22 protein-coding genes and 1 riboswitch are annotated in these 22148 nt (G+C 72.9%); of the genes, 13 read left to right on the top strand and 9 right to left on the bottom strand.

Annotated elements, in window-relative coordinates:
- Positions 1–9 precede the first annotated feature (9 nt).
- The 3 genes from ACIGXE_RS04210 to ACIGXE_RS04200 all read left to right on the top strand — a co-directional run bounded on the left by ACIGXE_RS04210 (position 10) and on the right by ACIGXE_RS04200 (position 3010).
- Positions 10–618 (top strand): TetR/AcrR family transcriptional regulator, encoded by a 609-nt coding sequence (locus tag ACIGXE_RS04210; protein WP_399742711.1) that lies wholly within the window; start codon positions 10–12, stop codon positions 616–618.
- 298 nt (positions 619–916) lie between these two features.
- Positions 917–1555 carry a DUF4126 domain-containing protein gene (locus ACIGXE_RS04205; protein ID WP_399742708.1) on the top strand — a complete coding sequence of 213 codons (639 nt, stop codon included), beginning with the start codon at positions 917–919 and terminating at the stop codon, positions 1553–1555.
- 21 nt (positions 1556–1576) lie between these two features.
- The gene (locus tag ACIGXE_RS04200; protein ID WP_399742705.1) at positions 1577–3010 is read left to right on the top strand and encodes a phytoene desaturase family protein; all 1434 of its coding nucleotides are present in this window, start codon (positions 1577–1579) and stop codon (positions 3008–3010) included.
- 70 nt (positions 3011–3080) lie between these two features.
- Here the strand turns inward: ACIGXE_RS04200 and ACIGXE_RS04195 are convergent, their stop codons facing one another.
- The 5 genes from ACIGXE_RS04195 to ACIGXE_RS04175 all read right to left on the bottom strand — a co-directional run bounded on the left by ACIGXE_RS04195 (position 3081) and on the right by ACIGXE_RS04175 (position 7585).
- Positions 3081–3863, bottom strand: a complete 783-nt coding sequence (locus tag ACIGXE_RS04195) for a hypothetical protein (RefSeq protein ID WP_399742702.1) — start codon at positions 3861–3863, stop codon at positions 3081–3083.
- A gap of 51 nt (positions 3864–3914) precedes the next feature.
- The gene (gene metF / locus ACIGXE_RS04190; protein ID WP_399742699.1) at positions 3915–4832 is read right to left on the bottom strand and encodes a methylenetetrahydrofolate reductase [NAD(P)H]; all 918 of its coding nucleotides are present in this window, start codon (positions 4830–4832) and stop codon (positions 3915–3917) included.
- 309 nt (positions 4833–5141) lie between these two features.
- Positions 5142–5792 carry a thiamine phosphate synthase gene (gene thiE / locus ACIGXE_RS04185; protein ID WP_399742696.1) on the bottom strand — a complete coding sequence of 217 codons (651 nt, stop codon included), beginning with the start codon at positions 5790–5792 and terminating at the stop codon, positions 5142–5144.
- A gap of 97 nt (positions 5793–5889) precedes the next feature.
- The gene (locus ACIGXE_RS04180; RefSeq protein WP_399742693.1) at positions 5890–6264 is read right to left on the bottom strand and encodes an Rv2175c family DNA-binding protein; all 375 of its coding nucleotides are present in this window, start codon (positions 6262–6264) and stop codon (positions 5890–5892) included.
- A gap of 43 nt (positions 6265–6307) precedes the next feature.
- Complete coding sequence (locus tag ACIGXE_RS04175; RefSeq protein ID WP_399743757.1) at positions 6308–7585, bottom strand: NAD(P)/FAD-dependent oxidoreductase; 1278 nt, start codon at positions 7583–7585, stop codon at positions 6308–6310.
- Positions 7586–7691: 106 nt separating this feature from the next.
- A riboswitch (TPP riboswitch) is annotated at positions 7692–7803 on the top strand.
- On the opposite strand from ACIGXE_RS04175, the gene thiO reads away from it, so the two are divergent.
- The 6 genes from thiO to ACIGXE_RS04145 all read left to right on the top strand — a co-directional run bounded on the left by thiO (position 7801) and on the right by ACIGXE_RS04145 (position 13662).
- Complete coding sequence (gene thiO / locus ACIGXE_RS04170; RefSeq protein ID WP_399742690.1) at positions 7801–8961, top strand: glycine oxidase ThiO; 1161 nt, start codon at positions 7801–7803, stop codon at positions 8959–8961. (Overlaps the previous riboswitch by 3 nt.)
- Positions 8958–9293: a sulfur carrier protein ThiS gene (gene thiS, locus ACIGXE_RS04165; RefSeq protein WP_399742687.1), complete on the top strand. Its 336-nt coding sequence runs from the start codon at positions 8958–8960 to the stop codon at positions 9291–9293. The genes thiO and thiS overlap by 4 nt, the downstream gene beginning before the upstream one ends.
- A 5-nt stretch (positions 9294–9298) precedes the next feature.
- Complete coding sequence (locus ACIGXE_RS04160; RefSeq protein ID WP_399742684.1) at positions 9299–10093, top strand: thiazole synthase; 795 nt, start codon at positions 9299–9301, stop codon at positions 10091–10093.
- 100 nt (positions 10094–10193) lie between these two features.
- On the top strand, positions 10194–12083 hold the full coding sequence (gene pknB / locus ACIGXE_RS04155) for a Stk1 family PASTA domain-containing Ser/Thr kinase (protein ID WP_399742681.1): 1890 nt from the start codon (positions 10194–10196) through the stop codon (positions 12081–12083).
- 6 nt (positions 12084–12089) lie between these two features.
- Positions 12090–12950, top strand: a complete 861-nt coding sequence (locus ACIGXE_RS04150) for a deoxyribonuclease IV (RefSeq protein ID WP_399742678.1) — start codon at positions 12090–12092, stop codon at positions 12948–12950.
- Between the two features lie 67 nt (positions 12951–13017).
- Positions 13018–13662, top strand: a complete 645-nt coding sequence (locus tag ACIGXE_RS04145) for a DUF4396 domain-containing protein (protein ID WP_399742675.1) — start codon at positions 13018–13020, stop codon at positions 13660–13662.
- A 26-nt stretch (positions 13663–13688) separates the two neighbouring features.
- On the opposite strand, the gene ACIGXE_RS04140 is transcribed toward ACIGXE_RS04145, so the two are convergent.
- Positions 13689–14327, bottom strand: coding sequence for a sulfite oxidase-like oxidoreductase (locus ACIGXE_RS04140; protein ID WP_399742672.1), 639 nt, complete (start codon positions 14325–14327; stop codon positions 13689–13691).
- 187 nt (positions 14328–14514) lie between these two features.
- Between ACIGXE_RS04140 and bfr the strand changes: the two genes are divergently transcribed.
- Positions 14515–14991, top strand: coding sequence for a bacterioferritin (gene bfr, locus ACIGXE_RS04135; protein ID WP_309549481.1), 477 nt, complete (start codon positions 14515–14517; stop codon positions 14989–14991).
- Positions 14992–15022: 31 nt separating this feature from the next.
- On the opposite strand, the gene ACIGXE_RS04130 is transcribed toward bfr, so the two are convergent.
- Both ACIGXE_RS04130 and ACIGXE_RS04125 read right to left on the bottom strand, forming a co-directional pair.
- Positions 15023–15313 (bottom strand): bacterioferritin-associated ferredoxin, encoded by a 291-nt coding sequence (locus ACIGXE_RS04130; protein WP_399742669.1) that lies wholly within the window; start codon positions 15311–15313, stop codon positions 15023–15025.
- A 122-nt stretch (positions 15314–15435) separates the two neighbouring features.
- Complete coding sequence (locus ACIGXE_RS04125) at positions 15436–16788, bottom strand: class II 3-deoxy-7-phosphoheptulonate synthase (RefSeq protein ID WP_399742666.1); 1353 nt, start codon at positions 16786–16788, stop codon at positions 15436–15438.
- A 190-nt stretch (positions 16789–16978) separates the two neighbouring features.
- On the opposite strand from ACIGXE_RS04125, the gene ACIGXE_RS04120 reads away from it, so the two are divergent.
- From ACIGXE_RS04120 to ACIGXE_RS04110, 3 genes are all read left to right on the top strand, one after another.
- Positions 16979–19033 carry an N-acetylmuramoyl-L-alanine amidase gene (locus tag ACIGXE_RS04120; RefSeq protein ID WP_399742663.1) on the top strand — a complete coding sequence of 685 codons (2055 nt, stop codon included), beginning with the start codon at positions 16979–16981 and terminating at the stop codon, positions 19031–19033.
- 68 nt (positions 19034–19101) lie between these two features.
- The gene (locus ACIGXE_RS04115) at positions 19102–19167 is read left to right on the top strand and encodes a trp operon leader peptide (RefSeq protein ID WP_399743754.1); all 66 of its coding nucleotides are present in this window, start codon (positions 19102–19104) and stop codon (positions 19165–19167) included.
- Between the two features lie 109 nt (positions 19168–19276).
- Positions 19277–21148, top strand: a complete 1872-nt coding sequence (locus tag ACIGXE_RS04110) for an anthranilate synthase family protein (protein ID WP_399742660.1) — start codon at positions 19277–19279, stop codon at positions 21146–21148.
- Positions 21149–21151: 3 nt separating this feature from the next.
- Here the strand turns inward: ACIGXE_RS04110 and ACIGXE_RS04105 are convergent, their stop codons facing one another.
- On the bottom strand, positions 21152–22147 hold the full coding sequence (locus ACIGXE_RS04105; RefSeq protein WP_399743751.1) for a 2-hydroxyacid dehydrogenase: 996 nt from the start codon (positions 22145–22147) through the stop codon (positions 21152–21154).
- Between the last annotated feature and the right edge of the window lies 1 nt (position 22148).

The following is a 22148-nucleotide window of genomic DNA, read 5'->3' as shown; positions in this document are numbered from 1 at the left end:
ATCGAGCCCATGGACAGCAGCAGCACCAGACGGCAGGCCACCCGCGCCAAGCTCTACGAAGCGGCCGTCACCCTCATCGCGGAGCAGGGCTTCTCGGCGACGACGGTCGACGAGATCGCCGAGCGGGCGGGAGTGGCCAAGGGCACGGTCTACTACAACTTCAAGAGCAAGACCGAGCTCTTCGAGGAGCTGCTGCGGCACGGCGTCTCGCTCCTCGCCGCCTCCCTGAGGGCGGCGGCCGAGGAGACCGCCGAGCGCGGCGGCACCCGGATCGAGGCGCTGGACGCGATGATCAAGGCGGGTCTGGTCTTCATCCAGCGCTACCCGGCCTTCACGCAGTTGTACGTGGCCGAGCTCTGGCGCACCGGCCGGGCCTGGAACTCGACCCTCCTGGTGGTCCGTCAGGAGGCCGTGGCGGTCGTCGAGAACGTGCTGCGCGAAGGCGTGACGGCCGGTGAGTTCGACGACGGGATCGACGTGCCGCTGACGGCGTCCGCCCTGGTCGGCATGGTGCTGGTGGCCGCGCTCGACTGGCAGGCCTTCCAGAGCGAGCGCTCCCTGGACGACGTGCACGCGGCGCTCTCGCGGCTGCTGCACGGGCGCGTGAGCGGCTGCTGAGGCAGGCGGCTCACCCCTACGGAAAGACGCCGGTCCGGCGAGGCTCGATCCCCCCGAGCCTCGCCGGACCGGCGCTTGTGTCCGTGCCCCTCACACCTGTCGGTGCGTCCCCCGGGACACCCCCGTTCCCCCGTACCGGCAGGTGCGCGACCCCGCTCCGCCGCCCCGTGCCGGCGGTTCCGGAGCCGCGCCCCTCCCGTGCCTCCACTCTCCCTTCCGCGCAGGTCACGGCCCATCCGCGTACCTACTCATCTCGTCCCCTAGGTACGGATACTCAGAGCTGGCTACGATCGCGGACGTGTCCGTACTCCCCCTGGTCTTCACAAGCGGCTGGGCGAGCGGGATCAACGCGTACGCGGTGGTCCTGCTGCTCGGCGTCTTCGGCGCGACCGGTCTCACCGACGAGGTGCCCGAGGCGCTGCAACGGCCCGACGTCCTGATCGCCGCCGCGGTGCTGTTCCTGTGCGAGGCGGTCGCGGACAAGATCCCGTACGTCGACTCCGTGTGGGACTCCGTCCACACGGTGATCCGGCCGATCAGCGGGGCGGTGGTGGCCGCGCTGCTCGCCGGGCAGTCCGGCTCGCTGCCCGAGCTGGCGGCGGGCGCGGTCGGCGGCACCACGGCCCTGATGAGTCACTTCGTCAAGGCCGGGACGCGGATGGCGGTCAACACCTCGCCCGAGCCCTTCTCCAACATCGCCCTGTCGACGGCGGAGGACCTCGGCGTCGCCGCCGTCGTCATCTTCGCCCTCTTCCATCCGGTCGCCGCCGCCGTGATCGCGGCGACGCTGCTCGCGCTCGGTCTGGCCGTGGTGGCCTTCCTGGCCCAGCGGATCCGGCGCTTCTGGCGGCGCCGGGCCCAGCGCCGCGAGGAGCGGCGGCAGATGGGCGTCAGGGGGCGGCGCCCGGCGCCGACGGACGGTTCGGAGCATTTCTGAGCGGCCGGATAGGGTCGCTGCATGGCACGGATTGTGGTGATCGGCGCGGGGCTCGGCGCCATGGCGGCAGCCGCCCGGCTGGCCGTGGCGGGCCACCGCGTGACGGTGTACGAGCGGAGCGGGACGTACGGAGGTGCGGTCCGCCGCCTGGAGCGGGACGGGTTCGGCTTCGACACCGGTCCCGGTCTGCTGCATCTGCCCGCCGTCTACCGCGACCTGTTCGTGAAGACCGGCAGGCAGCCGTTGGAAGAGTGCGTGACGCTCACCCAGGTCGATCCCGCGAGCCGTCATGTCTTCGCCGACGGCACCCGCGTCGACCTGCCGAACGCCTCGCGCGCGGGTACGGTCGCCGCGCTGGACGCGGCGCTCGGCGCGGGCACCGGCGAGCGCTGGGGCGACTTCATGGTGCGGGCCCGGGAGGCCTGGGACCGCACGCGCCGCCCGCTCCTGGAGGAGCCGCGGCCCGCGGACGTGAGCCCGCTCGGCCGCGAGCCGTACCCGGCCCTGAAGGCGGGCCTGCTGCGCCGCCCGACGACCACGCTCGCCCAGGTCGGCGCCCGCGAGCTGCGCGACCCGCGGCTCGTCGCGCTCCTGGACTCGTACGCGTGGAGCTACGGCTTCCCCTCGTCCGGCGCCCCGGCCGCGGCCGCGGTGCTGCCGTACATGGAGCAGACCTTCGGCAGCTGGTACGTGGCCGGCGGCATCCGGGCGCTCGCGGACGCGGTGTACGAGCGGTGCCGGCAGCGGCGGGTGGAGTTCGTCTTCGACGCGTCCGTCGACCGGGTCCTGGAGAAGGACGGCCGGGCGTGCGGGATCGAGCTGGAGGGCGGCGAGGTCGTCGAGGCGGACCTCGTGGTGTCGGGTGCGCCGGTGCCCTCGCATCACGAGGGGGACCGCCGGCTGGCGCCGCGCGGCACGGAGCTGCACGCCGGCCGGCCCGACGGGACCGGTCGTGTGACGGTCTGTCTGGCCCTGCGCGGGGCCCGGGAGGCGGACGCCGTGCACCGGACGGTCGTGCACGCCTCGGGCGACCTGCCGACGGTGACCGTGCTGCGGCCGGACGACCCGGCCCTCCGGCCGGACGACGCCCACGAGTCGGCGACCGTCACCACGACCGTCCGCACGGGCGGTGCGGAGGACTGGAAGGCGGTCGCCGAGGAGATGCTGACCCAAGCGGAGGCCGCCGTCCCCGGGCTCCGGGAGCGCCAGCTCTGGCAGGAGGTCCGCACCCCGGAGGACACGCGCGAGGAGACCGGCGTCCCGGAGGTGCCCGGACCCGCCCTCGCGGGCGCCGACGGCCGTTTCCTCCCGTCCGCCGGTGTCTCGCTGCTGCCCGGCCTCTTCTTCGCCGGCGGCTGGGCCCATCCCGGCGGCGGGCTCGCGCACGCCGGGATGTCGGGGGCTCTGGCCGCCGGTCTGATCGTGGAGGGCGCGGACTTCCGCGGCTCGCAGTAGCCGGCGCCGCCACTCGGGTCCGGCCGGCCGTGATCCGCCGGGCAGACCCGAGTGGCGACACTCCCGGCCCTCAGTAGCGGTACTGCTGGTCCTCGCCGTACCCGTACTGCTGCTGGTGCTCGTGCTGCTGGTCGGTGTCCCGCTGCTGCGGCACCCAGACGCCGCCGGGCGGCGTGTCGTAGGTGTACGAGGGCGCGTACGGGTCGGCGTACGGCTGCTGCGGGTAGCCGTACTGCTGGCCGGCGTCGGCGTACGGCTGGCCCGCGTCGGCGTACTGCTGCCCGATGTACGGGTCCGAGTAGGCGGCGTACTGCGGCTGGGCGCCCATGCCGTAGTCGTACGCGGGCTGCTGCTGCTCGTACCCGGCGTAGGGGTCGGCGTACTGCGGCTGCTGCTCGTACGTGGTGCCGTAGACGGCGTACTGGCCGGTGTCCTCGGGGATCGGCTGGGGCTCGTACACGGCCGTGCTCTCGGCGGCGGCCACGGCGTCCTCGTCGGCGTGCTCCACCGGCTCGTACGCGAGGTCGCTGACCTCCAGGGTGGGGCCGGCGCTCCTGGCCTCGGCGTTGCCGGACCTGCGGCGGCGGCTGGCGCCCGGGCTGCCGCCCAGGGCCCAGCCGGTGGAGAAGCCGCGCCGGAAGGAGAGGGTCACGTAGGTCTGGCCGACCGCGAAGGCGACGGCACCGATCACGATGACGAGGACCGACGGCAGCAGCACGCCGACGACCACGCCGAGGAAGCCTCCGAAGGCGAGCAGCCGCCAGCGGAGTCGCGCCTTGTACTGCAGCAGCACCTCACCGAGCAGCCACAGCGCCACGACGCCGAACGCGACGTAGAGGACCGTCCACCCCATGCCCGCCCCTCTCCTGCGGCCACCGCCGCGGGTCGGGGCGGGTGTGGCCGGTCACGACTGCTGGTGCAGTCCGAGATTCTCGTAGATCTCGAGCGTCGCCCCGGAGTTGTTCAGCGTGATGAAGTGCAGTCCGGGGACACCCTCGGAGAGCAGACGCGCGCAGAACTCCGTCGCGAACTCGATACCGATGGAGCGTACAGCGGCCGGATCGTCCTTGACGGCGAGGATGCGCTCTTTCACGTTCTCGGGGAAGAGGGCGTTGCTCAGCTGGGGCAGTCGTTCCAGGGTCCGCACGCTCACCACCGGCATGACCTCGGGGATGATCGGGGTCTCGCAGCCGGCCGCCTGGACGCTGTCCCGCAGCCGCAGATAGGCCTCCGGGTCGAAGAACATCTGGGTGATCGCGTAGTCGGCGCCGGCCCGGCACTTGTCCACGAAGTGGCGGACGTCCGTGTCCCAGTCCGTGGACCGCGGGTGCATCTCGGGGAAGGCCGCCACGCCCACGCAGAAGTCGCCCGACTCCTTGATCAGCTGGACCAGGTCGGCGGCGTAGCGCACGCCTTCGGGGTGGGCGACCCACTCGCCGAGCGGGTCGCCCGGCGGGTCGCCGCGGACGGCGAGCATGTTCCGGATCCCGGCGTCCGCGTACTGGCCCAGGATGTTGCGGAGTTCGGCGATCGAGTGGTCGACGGCGGTGAGGTGCGCGACCGGGGTGAGGGTGGTGTCGGAGGCGATCTTCTGGGTGGCCTTGACGGTGCCGCCGCGGGTGGAACCGCCGGCGCCGTAGGTCACGGAGACGAAGCTGGGCGCGACCGCCTCGATGCGCCGCATGGCGTTCCAGAGGCTCTGCTCGCTCTTCTCGGTCCGGGGGGCGAAGAACTCGAAGGAGTACGAGGTGCCACCTGCGGCGAGGATGTCGCGGACCGTGCGCGCACGGTCCGAGCGGACGGAAGCGGTACCAAGAGCCATACGGGCAGGTTAGACGGCGTCCAAGGACTGGGTGAAGCCGTGTCCGCGAAATGGACACCTTTCCGGACACCGAGACGCCCGGCCCGGACGATCTTCCACCCCGGCCGGGAGGGACCGCCGGCCCGGGCGGCCGGGCCGGTCTTCCGACGCGCCCGGACGCTCTTTGCCGGGCGTGTCGCGATGCGGCTCGGGCGAGGGGCCGGCGTGTCGCGGTGCGGCTCGGGCGAGGCGCTCGCGAGGTGCCGCGGCTCAGGCGAGGCGCTCGCGAGGTGCTGCAGCTCAGACGAGGCGCTCGCGCGGTGCCGCGGCTCAGGCGAGGCGCTCGCGCACCCGCTTGGCGAGGGAGGCAGCGGCGGCGGCCGGGTCCTCCGCCTCGGTGATCGCGCGGACGACGACGATCCGCCGGGCGCCGGCGTCCAGGACCTCGTCCAGATTGGTCTCGTCGATGCCGCCGATGGCGAACCAGGGCCGGTCCTGGGCCAGGCCCGCCGCGTACCGCACGAGGTCGAGGCCCGGCGCGTACCGCCCCGGCTTGGTCGGGGTGGGCCAGCAGGGGCCGGTGCAGAAGTAGTCCACACCCGGCTCGGCGGCGGCCGCGGCCACCTCCTCCTCGGCGTGGCAGGAACGCCCGATGAGCACCTCGTCGCCGAGGATCGCCCGGGCGGCCGGCACGGGGAGGTCGCCCTGGCCGAGGTGGAGCACGTCGGAGCCGATGGCGTGGGCGACGTCGGCCCGGTCGTTCACCGCGAGGAGCTTGCCGTGGCGGCGGCAGGCGTCGGCGAGGACGGCCAGGTGCTCCAGCTCCTCGCCGGCCTCCATGCCCTTGTCGCGGAGCTGCACGATGTCCACGCCTGAGGAGAGGACGGCGTCGAGGAACGCGGGCAGGTCGCCCTGGCGCTTCCGGGCGTCGGTGCACAGGTAGAGCCGGGCGTCGGCGAGCTGTGCGCGAGGCGTGGACATGATCGTTCCCCCCTGGTGGGTGGTGCCGGTGCCGGGCCGGCCACGAGGGACCGGCCCGGCACCCTTGGGTGCTGTGGGACTGCTCGGCGGGCGTGCGTCAGACGGCGAGCGCCTGGGCGCGGCGCTTCACCTCCGTGCCGCGATTCTCGCCGAGGGCCTGCGCGGGGGTGCCGGGCAGGGTCGGGTCGGGAGTGAAGAGCCACTCCAGCATCTCTTCGTCGCTGAAGCCGTCGTCCCGCAGAAGGGTCAGGGTCCCGGTGAGGCCCTTGACCACCTTGCCGTCCTGGATGAAGGCGGCCGGCACCTGGAGGATCTTCTCGCCGGGGCGCACTTCACGGCGGACGGCGATGAGCTGGCCCTCCTTGACCAGCTGCCGCACGCGGGTCACCTCGACGTCGAGCATTTCCGCGACGTCGGGGAGGTAGAGCCAGGCGGGGACGAGAGCATCGATCTTTGCGTCAATCTCGGTCACGGGACAAGCGTGCCATCCCGGACTGACAGTCGGTAGTCGGGCCCTACCGGACTGCCGCCTTCAGGGGTACGGAGGGGTCGGCGGCCTTCGCCGGGTCGAGGGGCGCCGCCTGCTCGATCAGCCTGCGCCCCTGGGCGAGGTCGCGGGGCCGGCCGACGGCGAGCAGCGCGACGAGCGCGTCCTCGCGCAGCCACAGCACGCTCCAGGCCTCGTCGGCGGGGTCGCCGCGCCAGAGCAGGGTGTCGGCGACGCCGTGGTGACCGGCGTACTGCACGAAGCGGCCGAACTGCTCGGACCAGAAGTAGGGCACCGGGTCGTAGGGCGTGCCGGGCGCGCCGAGGATGTCGGCCGCGACGGTGCGGGGCCCCTGGAGGGCGTTGTCCCAGTGGTGCACGAGGAGCCGCTCGCCGTAGCGGGCGGAGGGGAAGGAGGCGCAGTCGCCGACGGCGTAGACGTCGGGCAGCGAGGTGCGCAGGTGGTCGTCGGCGGTGAGCGCGCCGCTCGGGTCGAGGGCGACGCCGGAGTCCTCCAGCCAGCCGGTGGCGGGGCGGGCGCCGATGCCGACGACGACGGCGTCGGCGGGCAGTTCGCGCGGCGCGCCGGTGGCGCCGAAGTCCGTGGAGTCGGCGGTGAGGACCACCCGGCCCTCCTCGACGTGCTCCACGCGCGCGTGGAGCCGGAGTTCGGCGCCGCTCTCCGCGTACCAGGCGCCCATGGGGGCGGTGACCTCGGCGGGCAGGGCGCCGGCGAGCGGGCGGTCGGCGGCCTCGACGACCGTGACGGCGCAGCCGGCCTGGCGCGCGGCGGTGGCGAACTCGGCGCCGATCCAGCCGGCGCCGACGACGACGATGTCGTGGCGGCTCTCCAGGACGGGCTTGAGGCGGGCGGCGTCGTCGAGGGTGCGCAGCAGGTGGACGCCGGGGACGCCCTCGCTGCCGGGCAGGGTGAGCGGGTGGGCGCCGGTGGCGACGACGAGGGTGCCGTACGGGACGGGGCCGGCCTCGGTGTCGATCTCGTGGTCGGCGGCGCGCAGGCCGGTGACCTCGACGCCGAGGCGGAGCTCGACGTCGAGGGCCGCGAAGTCGACGTCGAAGGCGGAGTCCTCGGCCTTGCCGAGGAGGACCGCCTTGGAGAGCGGCGGGCGGTCGTAGGGCTGGTGGGGCTCGGCGCCGATGAGGGTGACGGGTCCGGTGAAGCCCTGTTCGCGGAGGGCGACGGCGGTCTGGACGCCCGCCATCCCGGCGCCCACGATCACGACGTGTCCTCCGGCCGGGCCGGGTGTCCGCCGCTCGTCCGCCGGTGCCTGCTGCTGCTCGCTCACCTGTGTCCGCCTCCGCTCGCTCACCGGACCACCTTACGCATCTGACGGATCGTCAGGAAGGGTGGGGTCTGTGGCGCTCCCCCCGCGGCGGTTAGTCTGGCCGCCGTAAAGCACTCGCGGGAGCCCGGACGACCGGGCTGAGAGGGAGGCTGTCCGGCCTCCGACCGTACGAACCTGATCCGGGTCATGCCGGCGAAGGGAGGGGCTGGACGCCCATGTCGCGTACACGCACATCCGACGTTCTCGTCATCGGGGGCGGCATCATCGGCCTGGTCACGGCCTGGCGGGCCGCGCAGCGCGGACTGCGCACCGCCGTGGCCGACCCCGAACCGGGCGGCGGGGCCGCCCGGGTGGCGGCGGGCATGCTCGCCGCCGTCACCGAACTCCACTACGGCGAGGAGACCCTGCTCGGGCTCAACCTCGAGTCCGCCCGCCGCTATCCCGGCTTCGTCGCCGAGCTCACCGAGGCCGCCGGTCACGACGTGGGCTACCGCGCCTGCGGCACCCTCGCCGTGGCGCTCGACGCCGACGACCGGGCCCACCTGCGGGAACTGCACGCCCTGCAGACCCGCTGCGGGCTTGCCTCGGAGTGGCTGAACGGCCGCGAGTGCCGCCGCCTGGAGCCCATGCTGGCGCCGGGCGTGCGCGGCGGACTGCGCGTGGACGGCGACCACCAGGTCGACCCGCGCCGGCTCGCCGACGCCCTGGTGACGGCCTGCGAGCGGGCCGGGGTGGTCTTCCACCGGGCCTTGGCGGAGCGCCTGACGGTGGTACGGGACCGGGCCCGCGGCGCGTCCCTCGCCGACGGCATCGAACTGGCCGCCGACCAGGTGGTGCTGGCCGCGGGCAGCCTGAGCGGCCGGCTCGACGGCGTGCCGGCGGAGGTGCTGCCGCCGGTGCGGCCGGTGAAGGGGCAGGTGCTGCGGCTGCGGGTGCCGCCCGCGTACGCCCCGTTCCTCTCCCGGACCGTCCGCGCGGTCGTCCGCGGCAGTCACGTCTACCTCGTGCCGCGCGAGAACGGCGAGCTGGTCGTGGGCGCCACCAGCGAGGAGCTCGGCTGGGACACCACCGTCACCGCCGGCGGGGTGTACGAGCTGCTGCGCGACGCGCACGAGCTGGTGCCCGGCATCACCGAGCTGCCGCTCACCGAGACCCGCGCCGGGCTGCGGCCCGGATCCCCCGACAACGCGCCGCTGCTCGGCCCCAGCGCCCTGCCCGGGCTGCACCTGGCCACCGGCCACTACCGCAACGGGGTCCTGCTGACCCCCGTCACCGGCGACGTCATGGCGGACGCGCTGACCACCGGCACGCTGCCGGAGGAGGCCCGCGCCTTCACCGCCCGCCGCTTCTCCCCCGCGCACCTGGAGCACGCATGAACGCCCCCCTGAACCAGCCCCCGAACGCCCCCGGCAGCGGGTCCGCGACCGACTCCGCCGACCCCGACTCCGCGCACGCCTCCGCGCACGCCTCCGCCCACGTCTCCGCCGGCGCCTCCGTCAACGTCTCCGTCAACGTCTCCGTGAACGGCGAGGCCCGGACGCTGACCGGCCCCGTCTCGCTCGCCGACCTCGTGGCGACCCTCACCCAGGCGCCCTCCGGCGTGGCCGCCGCGCTCAACGAGACCGTGGTGCCACGGGGCGAGTGGGCGACGACCGTGCTCGGCGAGGGCGACCGGGTCGAGGTCCTGACCGCGGTGCAGGGAGGCTGAGCGCGATGTCCGACGACGTCCTGCTGCTCGGCGGCACCGAGTTCTCGTCCCGCCTGATCATGGGCACGGGCGGGGCGCCCAGCCTCGACGTGCTCGAACGCTCCCTCGTCGCGAGCGGTACGGAGCTGACCACGGTCGCCATGCGCCGGCTGGACCCCGGGGTGCGCGGCTCGGTCCTGTCGGTCCTGGAGCGGCTCGGCATCCGCGTGCTGCCGAACACCGCGGGCTGCTTCACGGCCGGCGAGGCGGTGCTCACGGCCCGGCTGGCCCGGGAGGCCCTGGGCACGAACTGGATCAAGCTGGAGGTCATCGCCGACGAGCGGACGCTGCTGCCGGATCCGGTGGAGCTGCTCGACGCGGCGGAGACCCTCGTCGACGAGGGCTTCGTCGTCCTCCCGTACACGAACGACGACCCGGTCGTCGCCCAGAAGCTGGAGGACGTCGGCTGCGCGGCGATCATGCCGCTGGGCTCGCCGATCGGCTCCGGCCTCGGCATCCGCAACCCGCACAACTTCCAGCTGATCGTGGAGCGGGCCGGGGTGCCGGTGATCCTGGACGCCGGGGCCGGGACGGCCTCGGACGCGGCGCTGGCCATGGAGCTGGGCTGCGCGGCGGTGATGCTCGCCTCCGCGGTGACCCGCGCCCAGGAACCGGTCCTCATGGCGGAGGCCATGCGCCACGCGGTCGAGGCGGGCCGCCTCGCCCACCGCGCGGGCCGCATCCCGCGCCGCCATTTCGCGGAGGCCTCCTCGCCCCGGGAGGGCCGCGCCCGTCTGGATCCGGAGCGCCCGGCGTTCTGAGCGCCCCGCGCCTCCCGGGACCGCGACCCGCGTCACAGCTGGGCTGCAGTCCCGGGGCGACGGGCGGGGGCCGGGTGCGGGCACTCGTAGACTCGACGCCGTGGACACGACCCTTCAGGACCCCCTCGTCGGGCGGCTGCTCGACGGCCGCTACCGCGTCGACGCGCGTATCGCCGTCGGCGGGATGGCCACGGTCTACCGGGCCGTGGACACCCGGCTCGACCGGGAGCTCGCGCTCAAGGTGATGCACCCGGACCTCGCCACGGACGCGGCGTTCGTGGAGCGCTTCATGCGCGAGGCCAAGTCCGTCGCCCGCCTGGCCCACCCCAATGTCGTCGGGGTCTTCGACCAGGGCGCGGACGGGGCGTACGTGTACCTCGCTATGGAGTACGTCGCCGGGTGCACCCTGCGTGACGTGCTGCGCGAGCGCGGGGCGCTGCGGCCGCGGGCGGCGCTCGACATCCTGGAGCCGGTGCTCGCCGCGCTGGGCGCCGCGCACCGGGCCGGGTTCGTGCACCGGGACATGAAGCCCGAGAACGTGCTGATAGGGGACGACGGCCGGGTCAAGGTCGCCGACTTCGGGCTGGTCCGGGCCGTCGGCTCGGCCACCGACTCCACCGGCGCCGTCCTCGGCACCGTCTCGTACCTCGCGCCGGAGCAGATCGAGCACGGCACCGCCGACACCCGCGCCGACGTGTACGCGTGCGGCGTCGTGCTCTACGAGATGCTCACCGGCGCCAAGCCGCACTCCGGCGACACCCCGGCCCAGGTGCTCTACCAGCACCTGAACACCGACGTGCCCGCCCCTTCCGCCGCCGTCCCCGGCCTCGCCCCGGAGCTGGACCGGCTGGTGGCGAGCGCCACCGCCCGCGACCCGGAGCTCCGTCCGTACGACGCCGTCGCCCTGCTCGCCGAGGCCCGGGAGGCCCGCGCCGCGCTCGGCGACGAGCAGCTCGACGCCGCGCCCCCGCAGGCCCGGGCCCAGGAGACCGACGGGGCCGAGGACCGGACGTCCGTCATCCCGCGCGTCCAGCCGCTGCCCGTCGAGCACACCAGCCTGCTGCCCCCGCCCGCGCCCGCCGCCCCGTCCGCGGCCCGGCGGCGGCCCCGCGGGCCGCTGCTGATCGTCGCGGCCGTGCTGCTCGCGCTCGGGATCGGAAGCGGGGTCTGGTACATCAACTCCGGCCAGTTCACCCGGGTCCCCGCCGTCCTCGGCCAGACCGAGGCGCAGGCCACGCAGCGGCTGGCCGACGCCGGGCTCGACGTCGGCACGACCAGGCGCGCGTTCAGCGACGTGTACGAGCGCGGCACGGTGATGGCGGTCGACCCGGCGCCCGGCGAGCGGATCCGCGGCAACGGCTCGGTGACGCTCACCCTGTCCCGTGGCCCGCGGATCGTGAAGGTCCCGAACCTCAAGGGCGTCCCGCTCGCGGAGGCGAGGAAGCGGCTCGCGGACGAGGGCCTGGCGCCCGGGGTCGTCACGTACGCCTTCAGCGAGTCCGTCGCCCAGGGCGCGGTGATCTCCTCCGACCCGGAGCCCGGCACCGAGCGCGGTCCCGACTCGGCCGTCGCGCTCGTCGTCAGCAAGGGCGTGCCGGTCGAGGTGCCGGGTGTGACGGGCGAGACGGTGGCCGACGCCACCGCCGCGCTCCAGGAGGCCGGGCTGAAGGTCACCGTCGCGCCGGAGCGGATCAACTCGCCCGAGGACGCCGGCTCCGTCGCCGCGCAGTCCCTCGCCGAGGGCAGCCGCGCCGCCAAGGGCGACACGATCACCCTGACCGTCTCCAAGGGCCCGCGGATGGTCGAGGTGCCCGACGTCGTGGGCCTGTCGACGAGCGAGGCCAAGGCCGAGCTGGAGGGCGCCGGGTTCGAGGTGAAGATCGAGAAGACCTTCCCGTTCCTCGGCGACACCGTCTCCGGCCAGTCCGTCGACGGCGGCTCGACCGCCGCCGAGGGCTCCACCGTCACCCTCACGATCAAGGGACTGTAGGCACTCATGCGTGAACCCGTGCGCAATCCCGTCGGCGGGCATGTCCCGGTGGCCGGCGGTCTCGCCACCGTCGGTCTCGGCTACGCGCGCGAGCTCGGCGCCGAGACCGTGCAGGTCTTCGTCGCCAACCCGCGCGGCTGGGCGACCCCGACCGGCAACCCGGCCCAGGACGAGCTCTTCCGGGCCGGCTGTGCGGACGAGGGCCTGTCGGCGTGGGTGCACGCCCCGTACCTGATCAACTTCGGCTCGCACACCGAGGCCACCGTCGAGAGGTCGGTGGACTCGCTGCGGCATTCGCTGCGCCGCGGCCGGGAGATCGGCGCCCAGGGCGTCGTCGTGCACACCGGCTCCGCGACCGGCGGCCGCCCGCGCGCCGAGGCGCTCGCGCAGGTGCGGGAGCGGCTGCTGCCGCTGCTCGACGAGCTGACCCACGAGGACGACCCCGACCTGCTCATCGAGTCCACGGCCGGGCAGGGCTTCTCGCTGTGCTCGCGGGCCGAGGACTTCGGGCCGTACTTCGACGCGCTCGAGCGCCACCCCAAGCTGGGGATCTGCCTCGACACCTGTCACATCTTCGCGGCGGGCCACGACCTGACGGGCCCGGACGGCGCGGCCCGCACACTGGACGAGCTGGTGTCGGTGATCGGCGAAGGACGGCTGAAACTGATCCACGCCAACGACTCCAAGGACGTCGTCGGCGCGCACAAGGACCGGCACGCCAACATCGGGGCGGGCCACATCGGTCAGGACGGGTTCCGCAATCTATTGAGCCATCCCGCGACCGTCGGCATACCCTTGATCATCGAGACCCCGGGCGGGCCGCAGGGGCACCGGGCGGACGTGGAGCTGCTGAAGAAACTTCGTTGAGGAATACCCCAGGGGGGTATACGGTTCCGTGAGTACGCGGAACCGGTACCTGATCCTGGGGGCAACCATGCAGCACGACGCTCACGCTCATCAGCAGCCTCACGAAGCCGCCCACGAAGGTCACCCCGAGCACCACCAGACGCACGCGGATCACGACCACCACACCCACCACCAGGGGCACGAGACTCATTCGGCGCACGAAGGCCACCAGGAACACGAGGCGCACGGGAGCCACGACGGGCAGCACCACCACGGCCACCACCAGGGCCACGGCGAGGTCTCCTGGAGCATGGCCGCCCAGGCCACGCTGCACTGCCTCACCGGCTGCGCCATCGGCGAGGTGCTGGGGATGATAGTCGGCACCGCCTTCGGCTGGGGGAACCTGCCGACGATGGTGCTCGCCGTCATCCTGGCCTTCTTCTTCGGCTACGCGCTCACCCTGCGTGGCATCCTGAAGGCCGGCGTCGACTTCAAGACGGCCTTCAAGGTGGCGCTCGCCGCCGACACCCTCTCCATCGCGGTCATGGAGATCATCGACAACGGCGTGATCGCCCTCTGGCCGGGCGCCATGGACGCCCATCTGTCGGAGGCGCTGTTCTGGATCGTCCTGGCGATCTCGCTCGCCGTCGCCTTCGTCCTGACCACGCCGGTCAACAAGTGGATGATCGGGCGCGGCAAGGGCCACGCCGTCGTCCACCAGTACCACCACTGAGGCGCCCCTGACGGACGCCCGGTCCGTCAGAGCTCAGGGCCGTCGCCCGGCTCCTCCTGGTACGAGTAGCGCTGCTCCGTCCACGGGTCACCGATGTTGTGGTACCCGCGCTCCTCCCAGAAGCCACGCCGGTCGGCGGCCATGTACTCCACGCCCCGGACCCACTTGGGGCCCTTCCACGCGTACAGGTGCGGCACCACGAGCCGCAGCGGGAAGCCGTGCTCGGCGGTGAGCAGCTCGCCGTCCTTGTGGGTGGCGAAGATGGTGCGCTCGGACGCGAAGTCGGCGAGCCGCATGTTGGCGCTGTAGCCGTACTCCGCCCAGACCATGACGTGCGTGACCCCCGGGGCGGGCGGGGCGAGCTCCAGGAGCGTCCGGGCGGGCACGCCGCCCCATTCGGCCCCGAGCATGCTGAACTTCGTGACGCAGTGCAGATCGGCCACGACGGTCGCGAAGGGCAGCGCCGAGAACTCCTCGTGGTTCCAGCAGCGCTTGTCGCCGTCGGCGGTCGCCCCGAAGACCCGGAACTCCCAGCGGTCCGGCTTGAAACGCGGGACGGGACCGTAGTGGGTCACCGGCCAGCCGCGCTGGAGGCGCTGGCCCGGCGGAAGATCCGACACCGCCGCTGCTTCTTCCCGGCGTGCTCCGCCCTCCGGCTGACCCATGTCATCCATGGTGACAGACCGCGAGGGGTGGTCATGACCAGCCATGCCTCGACAACCTGCCGATATTCCCACAATCGAGGCAACCCACAGTAAGCCTGTACTTACTGGACGCCGCCCGGGAGCGCTGCAAGGATGCGGCCATCCTGCCCAGTGGCGGCACCGACATGCGTGGAAGGATCCTGAAGCGATGCAGGGCGACCCCGAGGTCCTCGAGTTCCTCAACGAGCAGCTGACCGGCGAGCTGACGGCGATCAACCAGTACTGGCTGCACTACCGCATCCAGGACAACAAGGGCTGGACGAAGCTCGCCAAGTACACCCGCGAAGAGTCCATCGACGAGATGAAGCACGCGGACAAGCTGACCGAGCGCATCCTCATGCTGGACGGCCTCCCCAACTACCAGCGCCTCTTCCATGTCCGCGTGGGCCAGACGGTCAAGGAGATGTTCGAGGCCGACCGCCAGGTCGAGGTGGAGGCGATCGACCGGCTGAAGCGCGGGATCGAGGTCATGCGGGCCAAGGGCGACATCACCTCGGCCAATCTCTTCGAGGAGATCCTGGCGGACGAGGAGCACCACATCGACTACCTGGACACGCAGCTGGAGCTGATCGAGCAGCTGGGTGAGGCGCTGTACTGCTCGACGCTGATCGAGCAGCCGAGCTGATCCGGGTCGGAGCCGGCGGCACCCGGACGGGCTAAGCGGCTTCCCGCAGCCCGGGCGCCTCGGCGAGCTCGGCGAGCTCGGTGACCTCGGCGAGTTCGCCGACCCCCGCCGTCAGGGCCGGCATGCCCTGGTCCACGAGCTCACGTCGGGGGCAGTTGCCGCGCCCGAGGATGGCCTGAATGCGCCGTACACACGAACCGCAGTCGGTGCCCGCCTTGCAGGCCGAGGCGATCTGGCGGGGCGTGCAGGCGCCGGCCTCCGCATGCTCCTTGACCTGCTTCTCCGTGACTGCGAAGCATGAGCAGACGTACACGCGGTTCACCTCCCGCCTAGATCGATAAGGCTAACCTAACCTTACCCGGCGGGTGGATGGCGCAAAAGCCCTTCCTACGACGATGGGGCGCGGATCACATGGATCCGCGCCCCGTCGTCGTAGCAACCTACTTACTGATCGCGGTACATCTCCGCGACCAGGAACGCCAGGTCCAGCGACTGGCTGCGGTTGAGCCGCGGGTCGCAGGCCGTCTCGTAGCGCTGGTGCAGGTCGTCGACGAAGATCTCGTCGCCGCCGCCCACGCACTCGGTGACGTCGTCACCGGTGAGCTCGACGTGGATGCCGCCGGGGTGGGTGCCCAGCGCCTTGTGGACCTCGAAGAAGCCCTTGACCTCGTCGAGGACGTCGTCGAAGCGGCGGGTCTTGTGGCCGGAGGCGGCCTCGAAGGTGTTGCCGTGCATCGGGTCGGTCACCCAGGCGACCGTCGCGCCCGAGGCGGTGACCTTCTCGACCAGCTCGGGGAGCTTGTCGCGGACCTTGTCGGCGCCCATGCGGACGATGAAGGTCAGCCGGCCCGGCTCGCGCTCGGGGTCCAGACGGTCGATGTACGTCAGCGCCTCGTCGACCGTGGTGGTCGGGCCGAGCTTGATGCCGATCGGGTTGGCGATCTGCGAGCAGAACTCGATGTGCGCGTGGTCCAGCTGACGGGTGCGCTCACCGATCCAGACCATGTGGCCGGAGGTGTCGTACAGCTTGCCGGTCCGCGAGTCCGTCCGGGTCAGGGCGCCCTCGTAGTCGAGCAGCAGCGCCTCGTGCGAGGCGTAGAACTCCACCGCCTTGAACTCGGCCGGGTCGGTGCCACAGGCCTTCATGAAGTTCAGCGCGTTGTCGATCTCCCGGGCGAGCTGCTCGTAGCGCTGGCCCGACGGGGAGGACTTCACGAAGTCCTGGTTCCAGGCGTGCACCTGGCGCAGGTCGGCGTAGCCACCGGTGGTGAAGGCACGGACCAGGTTCAGCGTCGACGCGGAGGCGTGGTACATCCGCTTCAGGCGCTCGGGGTCCGGGACGCGGGCCTTCTCGTTGAAGTCGAAGCCGTTGACGGAGTCGCCGCGGTAGGTCGGCAGCGTCACGCCGTCACGGGTCTCGGTCCCCTTCGAGCGGGGCTTGGAGTACTGCCCGGCGATGCGGCCGACCTTCACGACGGGCACGGAGGCCGCGTAGGTGAGGACGGCGCTCATCTGGAGCAGGGTCTTCAGCTTGGCCCGGATGTGGTCGGCGGACACGGCGTCGAAGGCCTCGGCGCAGTCGCCACCCTGAAGGAGGAACGCCTCGCCACGGGCGACGGCTCCCATCCGGGCGCGCAGCTGGTCGCACTCGCCGGCGAAGACGAGCGGAGGATACGACTCGAGGTCCGCGATCACATCGCGCAGAGCCTCGGCATCGGGGTACTCGGGCTGCTGCGCCGCGGGCAGGTCTCGCCAGGTCGCCTTGGCGACGGCGTGGTTATCAGCGTTCACGGTCACGTGCACCACAGTACGGGGTCTTCGCCCCGTCTCGTCCCTGTGCCCATTGGCTGAGACGAGAGGTCTCGCCTGCCCCCCGGACGGCCACGCGCGCGACACCTTCCGGGGAGCCGCACGTTAACCCTTCCCGTCACGATCCGGCCCTTCGCGCGGTCGATCGACCGCGGACGACAGAAACTCAGAGGTGGGTGTGCGTCACGGACACCGCAAGGACCGCACGAAGAAGCGACTGCTCCTGGGCTCGGTGGCGGCGCTCGTCGCCACCGCCGCGATCGGCACCCTCGCGGTGGCGTCCCCGGGCACGTTCGGCGGTGCGGACGGCAGGAACGGCAGAGGCACGAACGGCGACCACGCCGCCCGTGGCCCGCTCGGGGCGGCGTTCGCCGACGCGGCGCGCGAGTTCGGCGTGCCGCGCAGCGTGCTGATGGCCGTCTCCTACCGGCAGACCCGGTGGAACGGGCACGACGGCGAGCCGAGCACGACCGGCGCGTACGGCGTCATGGGGCTGACCAAGGTCGACCCGGAGGACGTCGAGCGGCCGGACGACGCCGAGCGGCTCGCCCATCTCAACGAGAGCGGGCGGCCGGAGATCGAGCGGACCTTCCGGCCGGCCCGCGTGCTGCGGATCCTGTCGCGGGAGACGGTCGACACCGACGACCCCCGCCTGCACACCCTCGACCGGGCGGCCGAGCTGACCGGCAGCTCGCCCGGGGAGCTGATGCGCGACCCGGTGCAGAGCGTCCGGGCGGGCGCGGCGCTGCTCGCCGCCTACCAGCGCGAGGCCACCGGCGCCCTGCCGGACGACCCGGGCGCCTGGTACCCGGCCGTGGCGCGGTACAGCCAGTCGCCGGACCGGAAGGGCGCCGAGCTGTTCGCCCGGCGGGTCTTCGAGTCGATCAGGACCGGGGAGCGGCAGCGGACGCCGGACGGCGAGCTGGTCGTGCTGCCGGCCGACCCGTCGGTGCGGCCGGCGAAGCCGGCCCGGGTGCCGCTCGCGACCCCCGCGAGCACCGCGCAGGCCCCGACCCCCGCCTGCCCGGCGACGCTGAACTGTGACGTCGTCCCGTCCCGGACCGGCCCCGACGGCGAGCGGAACTACACCGTCGCCGACCGGCCGGCCCAGGGCATGGCCATCCGGCAGATCGTCATCCACGACACCGAGGGCGGCTACGCGGGCTCCCTCGCCGCCCTGACCGACCCGGCGGTCAAGGCCAGCGCCCACTACCTGGTACGCGCCTCGGACGGTCTCGTCACCCAGATGGTGCAGAACAGGAACCTGGCCTGGCACGCCGGCAACTGGTCGCTCAACATGCACGCCATCGGCGTGGAGCACGAGGGCTACGCGATCCGCGAGAGCAGCTGGTACACCGAGCCGCAGTACGAGTCGACCGCGGCGCTCGTGGCGTATCTGGCCGACGTGTACGGCATTCCGCTCGACCGCGAGCACGTCATCGGCCACGACGAGGTGCCGGTGCAGCTCGACGGCTCGATCGGCAGGACGCACTGGGACCCGGGTCCGTTCTGGGACTGGAACCACTTCATGTCCCTGCTGGGCGCGCCGGCGGGCGCCGCCGGCGGCCTGCCGAGGGCCGGGCAGGTGGTGCGTGTGGTGCCGCCGTTCACCACGGCCAACCGGCCCACGCTCACGTACCAGGGCGGCACGCCCGTCGCGCCGCGCCCCGCCAACTTCGGCTACCTCCGCACCCAGCCGTCGACGAGCGCGTCGACGCCGGCCGACCCGTACTTCTCGGCCCTGTGGTCCGAGGGCTCGAACTGGGCGAACAAGGTCCGCGCGGGCGGCGCCTACGTGGTCGCGGAGGCCCGTACCGACTGGACGGCGATCTGGTACGCCGGCCGGAAGGTCTGGTTCCACAATCCCGGCGGCCGGTACACCGTGCCGGTGTCCGGCTCCCCGACCGTGGTGAAGGCCAGGGCCGGGGTCACCGTCCGGCTCTACGGACGCGCCTTCCCGGAGACCGCCGCCTACCAGGCGGCGGACCTGACGGCCCCGACGGACGACCCCGACCACCTGACCCGGTACGCCCTCCCGGCGGGCCAGGCGTACGCGACGGCCGGGGCCCCGGTGAGGGGCGACGACTGGTTCGGCTCCGCGCAGGAGAACGTCGTCGGCACCGTCACGTACCTCCCGATCCGCTACAACCACCGGCTGGCCTGGGTGCGGGCGGACGAGGTCACCACGGTGAGCGGCGCCGCTCCGGTACGGGCGGACGACCGGTGGAGGTGACCGCCGCCCCCTGGTCCACACCGTGGACGAGGGCGCGCGGCGGACCGGAGGCGCGCTACAGTGCCCCCATGTTCACGCGCACCCGTCCTTCGACCCAGAACTGGTGGTGGACCGCTCATCCGGCGGCCCACTGACTGCGCGTACACCGACACACGCGAAGGCCGCCCGAGGGGCGGCCTTTCTCGTACCCGCGAGGCCGTTCCTCTCCCCGATCTCCACGATCCCCGGAAGGAACGACGCCCCATGGACCTCTCCCGTCTCCTCGACGACTCCGCCCCGCCGTTCGCCCTGCTGCGCCGGCGCACCCCTGGCCGGGACCACGACACCGTCGAGGTCCTGATCGGCCCGGTGCACGAGGCCGAGCGGCTGGCCGAGCTGCCGGTCGGCCCGCGGCCGACGCTGGCGCTGGTGCCGTTCCGGCAGATCCGCGAGCGCGGCTTCGACGTCCGCGACGACGGCACCCCGCTCTCCGTCCTGGTCGCCGAGGAGGCGTACGAGCTGCCGCTCGCCGAGGCCCTCGACCTGCTGCCGGTCCACGACGTGCGGGTCGAGGGCGGTGGCTTCGACGTCTCCGACGAGGAGTACGCGCGGATCGTGCGGCGCGTGATCGACGAGGAGATCGGCGGCGGCGAGGGCGCCAACTTCGTCGTCCGGCGCACCTACACGGGTGGGATCCCGGGCTTCGGCCGGGCCGACGCGCTGGCCCTGTTCCGGCGGCTGCTCGCGGGCGAGCGGGGCGCCTACTGGACCTTCGTGGTGCACACCGGCGACCGCACGCTGGTCGGCGCCAGCCCCGAGGTGCACGTGCGCATGACCGGAGGGACGGTCGTGATGAACCCGATCAGCGGCACCTACCGCTACCCGGCCGGTGCCGCACCGACCCCGGAGGACCTGCTCGCGTTCCTGGCCGACCGCAAGGAGACCGAGGAGCTGTCGATGGTGGTCGACGAGGAGCTCAAGATGATGTGCACGGTCGGCGACCAGGGCGGGGTGGTGATCGGTCCGCGCCTGAAGGAGATGGCGCATCTCGCCCACACGGAGTACGAGCTGCGCGGCCGGTCCTCGCTCGACGTGCGCGAGGTGCTGCGCGAGACGATGTTCGCGGCGACCGTCACCGGGTCCCCGCTGCAGAACGCCTGCCGGGTCATCGAGCGGCACGAGGTCGGCGGCCGCGGCTACTACGCGGGCGCGCTCGCGCTGCTCGGCACCGACGAGAGCGGGGCGCAGACCCTGGACTCCCCCATCCTCATCCGGACCGCCGACATCGCGGCGGACGGGACGCTGCGGGTGCCGGTCGGCGCCACCCTGGTCCGGCACTCCGACCCTGCGGGCGAGGTCGCCGAGACCCATGCCAAGGCGGCGGGCGTGCTGACCGCGCTGGGCGTACGGGAGGGCCGGCCGGTCCAGGCGTCGGCCCCGGTGCCGCCGCGCCTCGCCGACGACCCCCGGGTACGGGCGGCGCTCGACGCCCGGCGGGCGGACCTGGCGCCGTTCTGGCTGAAGATGCAGGCCCGGTCCGCGGAGCTGTCCGGGCACGCGCTGGTGGTCGACGCGGAGGACACCTTCACCGCGATGCTCGCGCACCTGCTGCGCTCCTCGGGCCTGGAGGTCTCGGTCCTGCGCTACGACGAGCCGGGCCTGCGGGAGCTGGCGCTCGCGCACGAGGGCCCGGTGGTGCTCGGCCCCGGACCCGGCGACCCGCAGGACGCGGCCGATCCGAAGATGCGCTTCCTGCGCGACCTGACGTCCGAGCTGCTGCGCGAGCACCGGCACGGCCTGCTCGGGGTGTGCCTCGGTCACGAGCTGATCGCGGCCGAGCTGGGCCTGGAGCTCGTTCGCAAGCGGACCCCGTTCCAGGGCGCGCAGGTGCGGATCGACCTGTTCGGACAGGAGCGGACGGTCGGCTTCTACAACAGCTTCACCGCGCGCTGCGACGACCGGACGGCGACCGAACTGGCCCTGCACCGGATCGAGGTGAGCCGGGACGCGGCGACGGACGAGGTGCACGCGCTGCGCGGCCCGGGCTTCGCCGGGGTGCAGTTCCACCCGGAGTCGGTGCTCACGACGGACGGGGCGGCGGTCACCGCCTCGCTGCTGGCGGGCGTGCTGGTCTGAGGGTCAGGACCGCGGGACCAGGACGTTCTCGCCGCGCCGCCCGGCGGTGTAGTCGAGGACGTTCCGGACCGTGGTGTCGATGATCTGGCCGACCGCGTCGGTGGTGTAGTACGCCTGGTGGGAGGTGACCACGACGTTGGGGAAGGTCACCAGGCGGGCCAGGGTGTCGTCCTCGACGCCCGCCAGGGACTTGTCGACGTAGAAGAGCCCGGCCTCCGCCTCGTACACGTCCAGCCCGACGCCGGTGAAGCGGCCGGCGCGCAGTTCGCCGACCAGGGCCTCGGTGTCGACGAGGCCGCCGCGGCTGGAGTTCACCAGGATGGCGTCGTCCTTCATGGCGCGCAGGGCGGCGGCGTCGACGAGGTGGTGCGTGGCGGGGAGCAGCGGCACGTGCAGGCTGATGAGGTCGGCCTCGGCGAAGAGCCGTTCCTTGTCGACGTACTTCATGCCGAGCGCACGGCAGGCGGGGTTCTCGGCGATGTCCCACCCCAACAGACCCATGCCGAAGCCGTGGGCGATCCGGGTGAACGCCTCGCCGATCCTGCCGGTGCCGAGGACACCGACGGTGCGGCCGCGGAAGTCGCGCCCCATGAGTCCGTCGAGCCGGAAGTCGAAGTCGCGGGTCCGGTTGGAGGCGCGGACGATCCGCCGGTTGACGGCCATGGCCAGCGTCCAGGCGAACTCGGCGACGGAGTACGGCGAGTAGGACGAGACGCGGGCGACGGTGAGGCCGAGCCGCTCGGCCACCTCGAGGTCGATGTTGTTGAAGCCGGTGGAGCGCTGGGCGATCATCCGGGTGCCGCCGGACGCGAGGGCCCGCAGCACCCGCTCGTTCAGGTCGGCGTTGACGCTGGTGGACACGATCTCGTGGCCGGTGGCGATGGGCGCGGTGTCCTGGTTGAGGAAGACGTCCACGCAGCGCACCTCGTGGTGTCCCGCGAAGGCCTTCTCGATCAGCGGCTTCTCGTCCGCCTGTACGCCGAATGCCAGGATCTCCACG

Origin of the sequence: Streptomyces sp. NPDC053431, assembly GCF_044544925.1 — a bacterium.
In the GTDB taxonomy this organism is placed as follows: Bacteria; Actinomycetota; Actinomycetes; order Streptomycetales; family Streptomycetaceae; genus Streptomyces.
This window is presented reverse-complemented; position numbering and strand designations above follow the sequence as displayed.

Bases quoted from the DNA above. Each gene is read 5' to 3' on its own strand.
- ACIGXE_RS04210 (WP_399742711.1), top strand. From the start codon at position 10: ATGGACAGCAGCAGCACCAGACGGCAGGCCACCCGCGCCAAGCTCTAC.
- ACIGXE_RS04200 (WP_399742705.1), top strand. From the start codon at position 1,577: ATGGCACGGATTGTGGTGATCGGCGCGGGGCTCGGCGCCATGGCGGCA.
- ACIGXE_RS04195 (WP_399742702.1), bottom strand. From the start codon at position 3,863: ATGGGGTGGACGGTCCTCTACGTCGCGTTCGGCGTCGTGGCGCTGTGG.
- metF (WP_399742699.1), bottom strand. From the start codon at position 4,832: ATGGCTCTTGGTACCGCTTCCGTCCGCTCGGACCGTGCGCGCACGGTC.
- thiE (WP_399742696.1), bottom strand. From the start codon at position 5,792: ATGTCCACGCCTCGCGCACAGCTCGCCGACGCCCGGCTCTACCTGTGC.
- thiO (WP_399742690.1), top strand. From the start codon at position 7,801: ATGTCGCGTACACGCACATCCGACGTTCTCGTCATCGGGGGCGGCATC.
- thiS (WP_399742687.1), top strand. From the start codon at position 8,958: ATGAACGCCCCCCTGAACCAGCCCCCGAACGCCCCCGGCAGCGGGTCC.
- ACIGXE_RS04160 (WP_399742684.1), top strand. From the start codon at position 9,299: ATGTCCGACGACGTCCTGCTGCTCGGCGGCACCGAGTTCTCGTCCCGC.
- ACIGXE_RS04150 (WP_399742678.1), top strand. From the start codon at position 12,090: ATGCGTGAACCCGTGCGCAATCCCGTCGGCGGGCATGTCCCGGTGGCC.
- ACIGXE_RS04145 (WP_399742675.1), top strand. From the start codon at position 13,018: ATGCAGCACGACGCTCACGCTCATCAGCAGCCTCACGAAGCCGCCCAC.
- ACIGXE_RS04140 (WP_399742672.1), bottom strand. From the start codon at position 14,327: ATGGGTCAGCCGGAGGGCGGAGCACGCCGGGAAGAAGCAGCGGCGGTG.
- bfr (WP_309549481.1), top strand. From the start codon at position 14,515: ATGCAGGGCGACCCCGAGGTCCTCGAGTTCCTCAACGAGCAGCTGACC.
- ACIGXE_RS04110 (WP_399742660.1), top strand. From the start codon at position 19,277: ATGGACCTCTCCCGTCTCCTCGACGACTCCGCCCCGCCGTTCGCCCTG.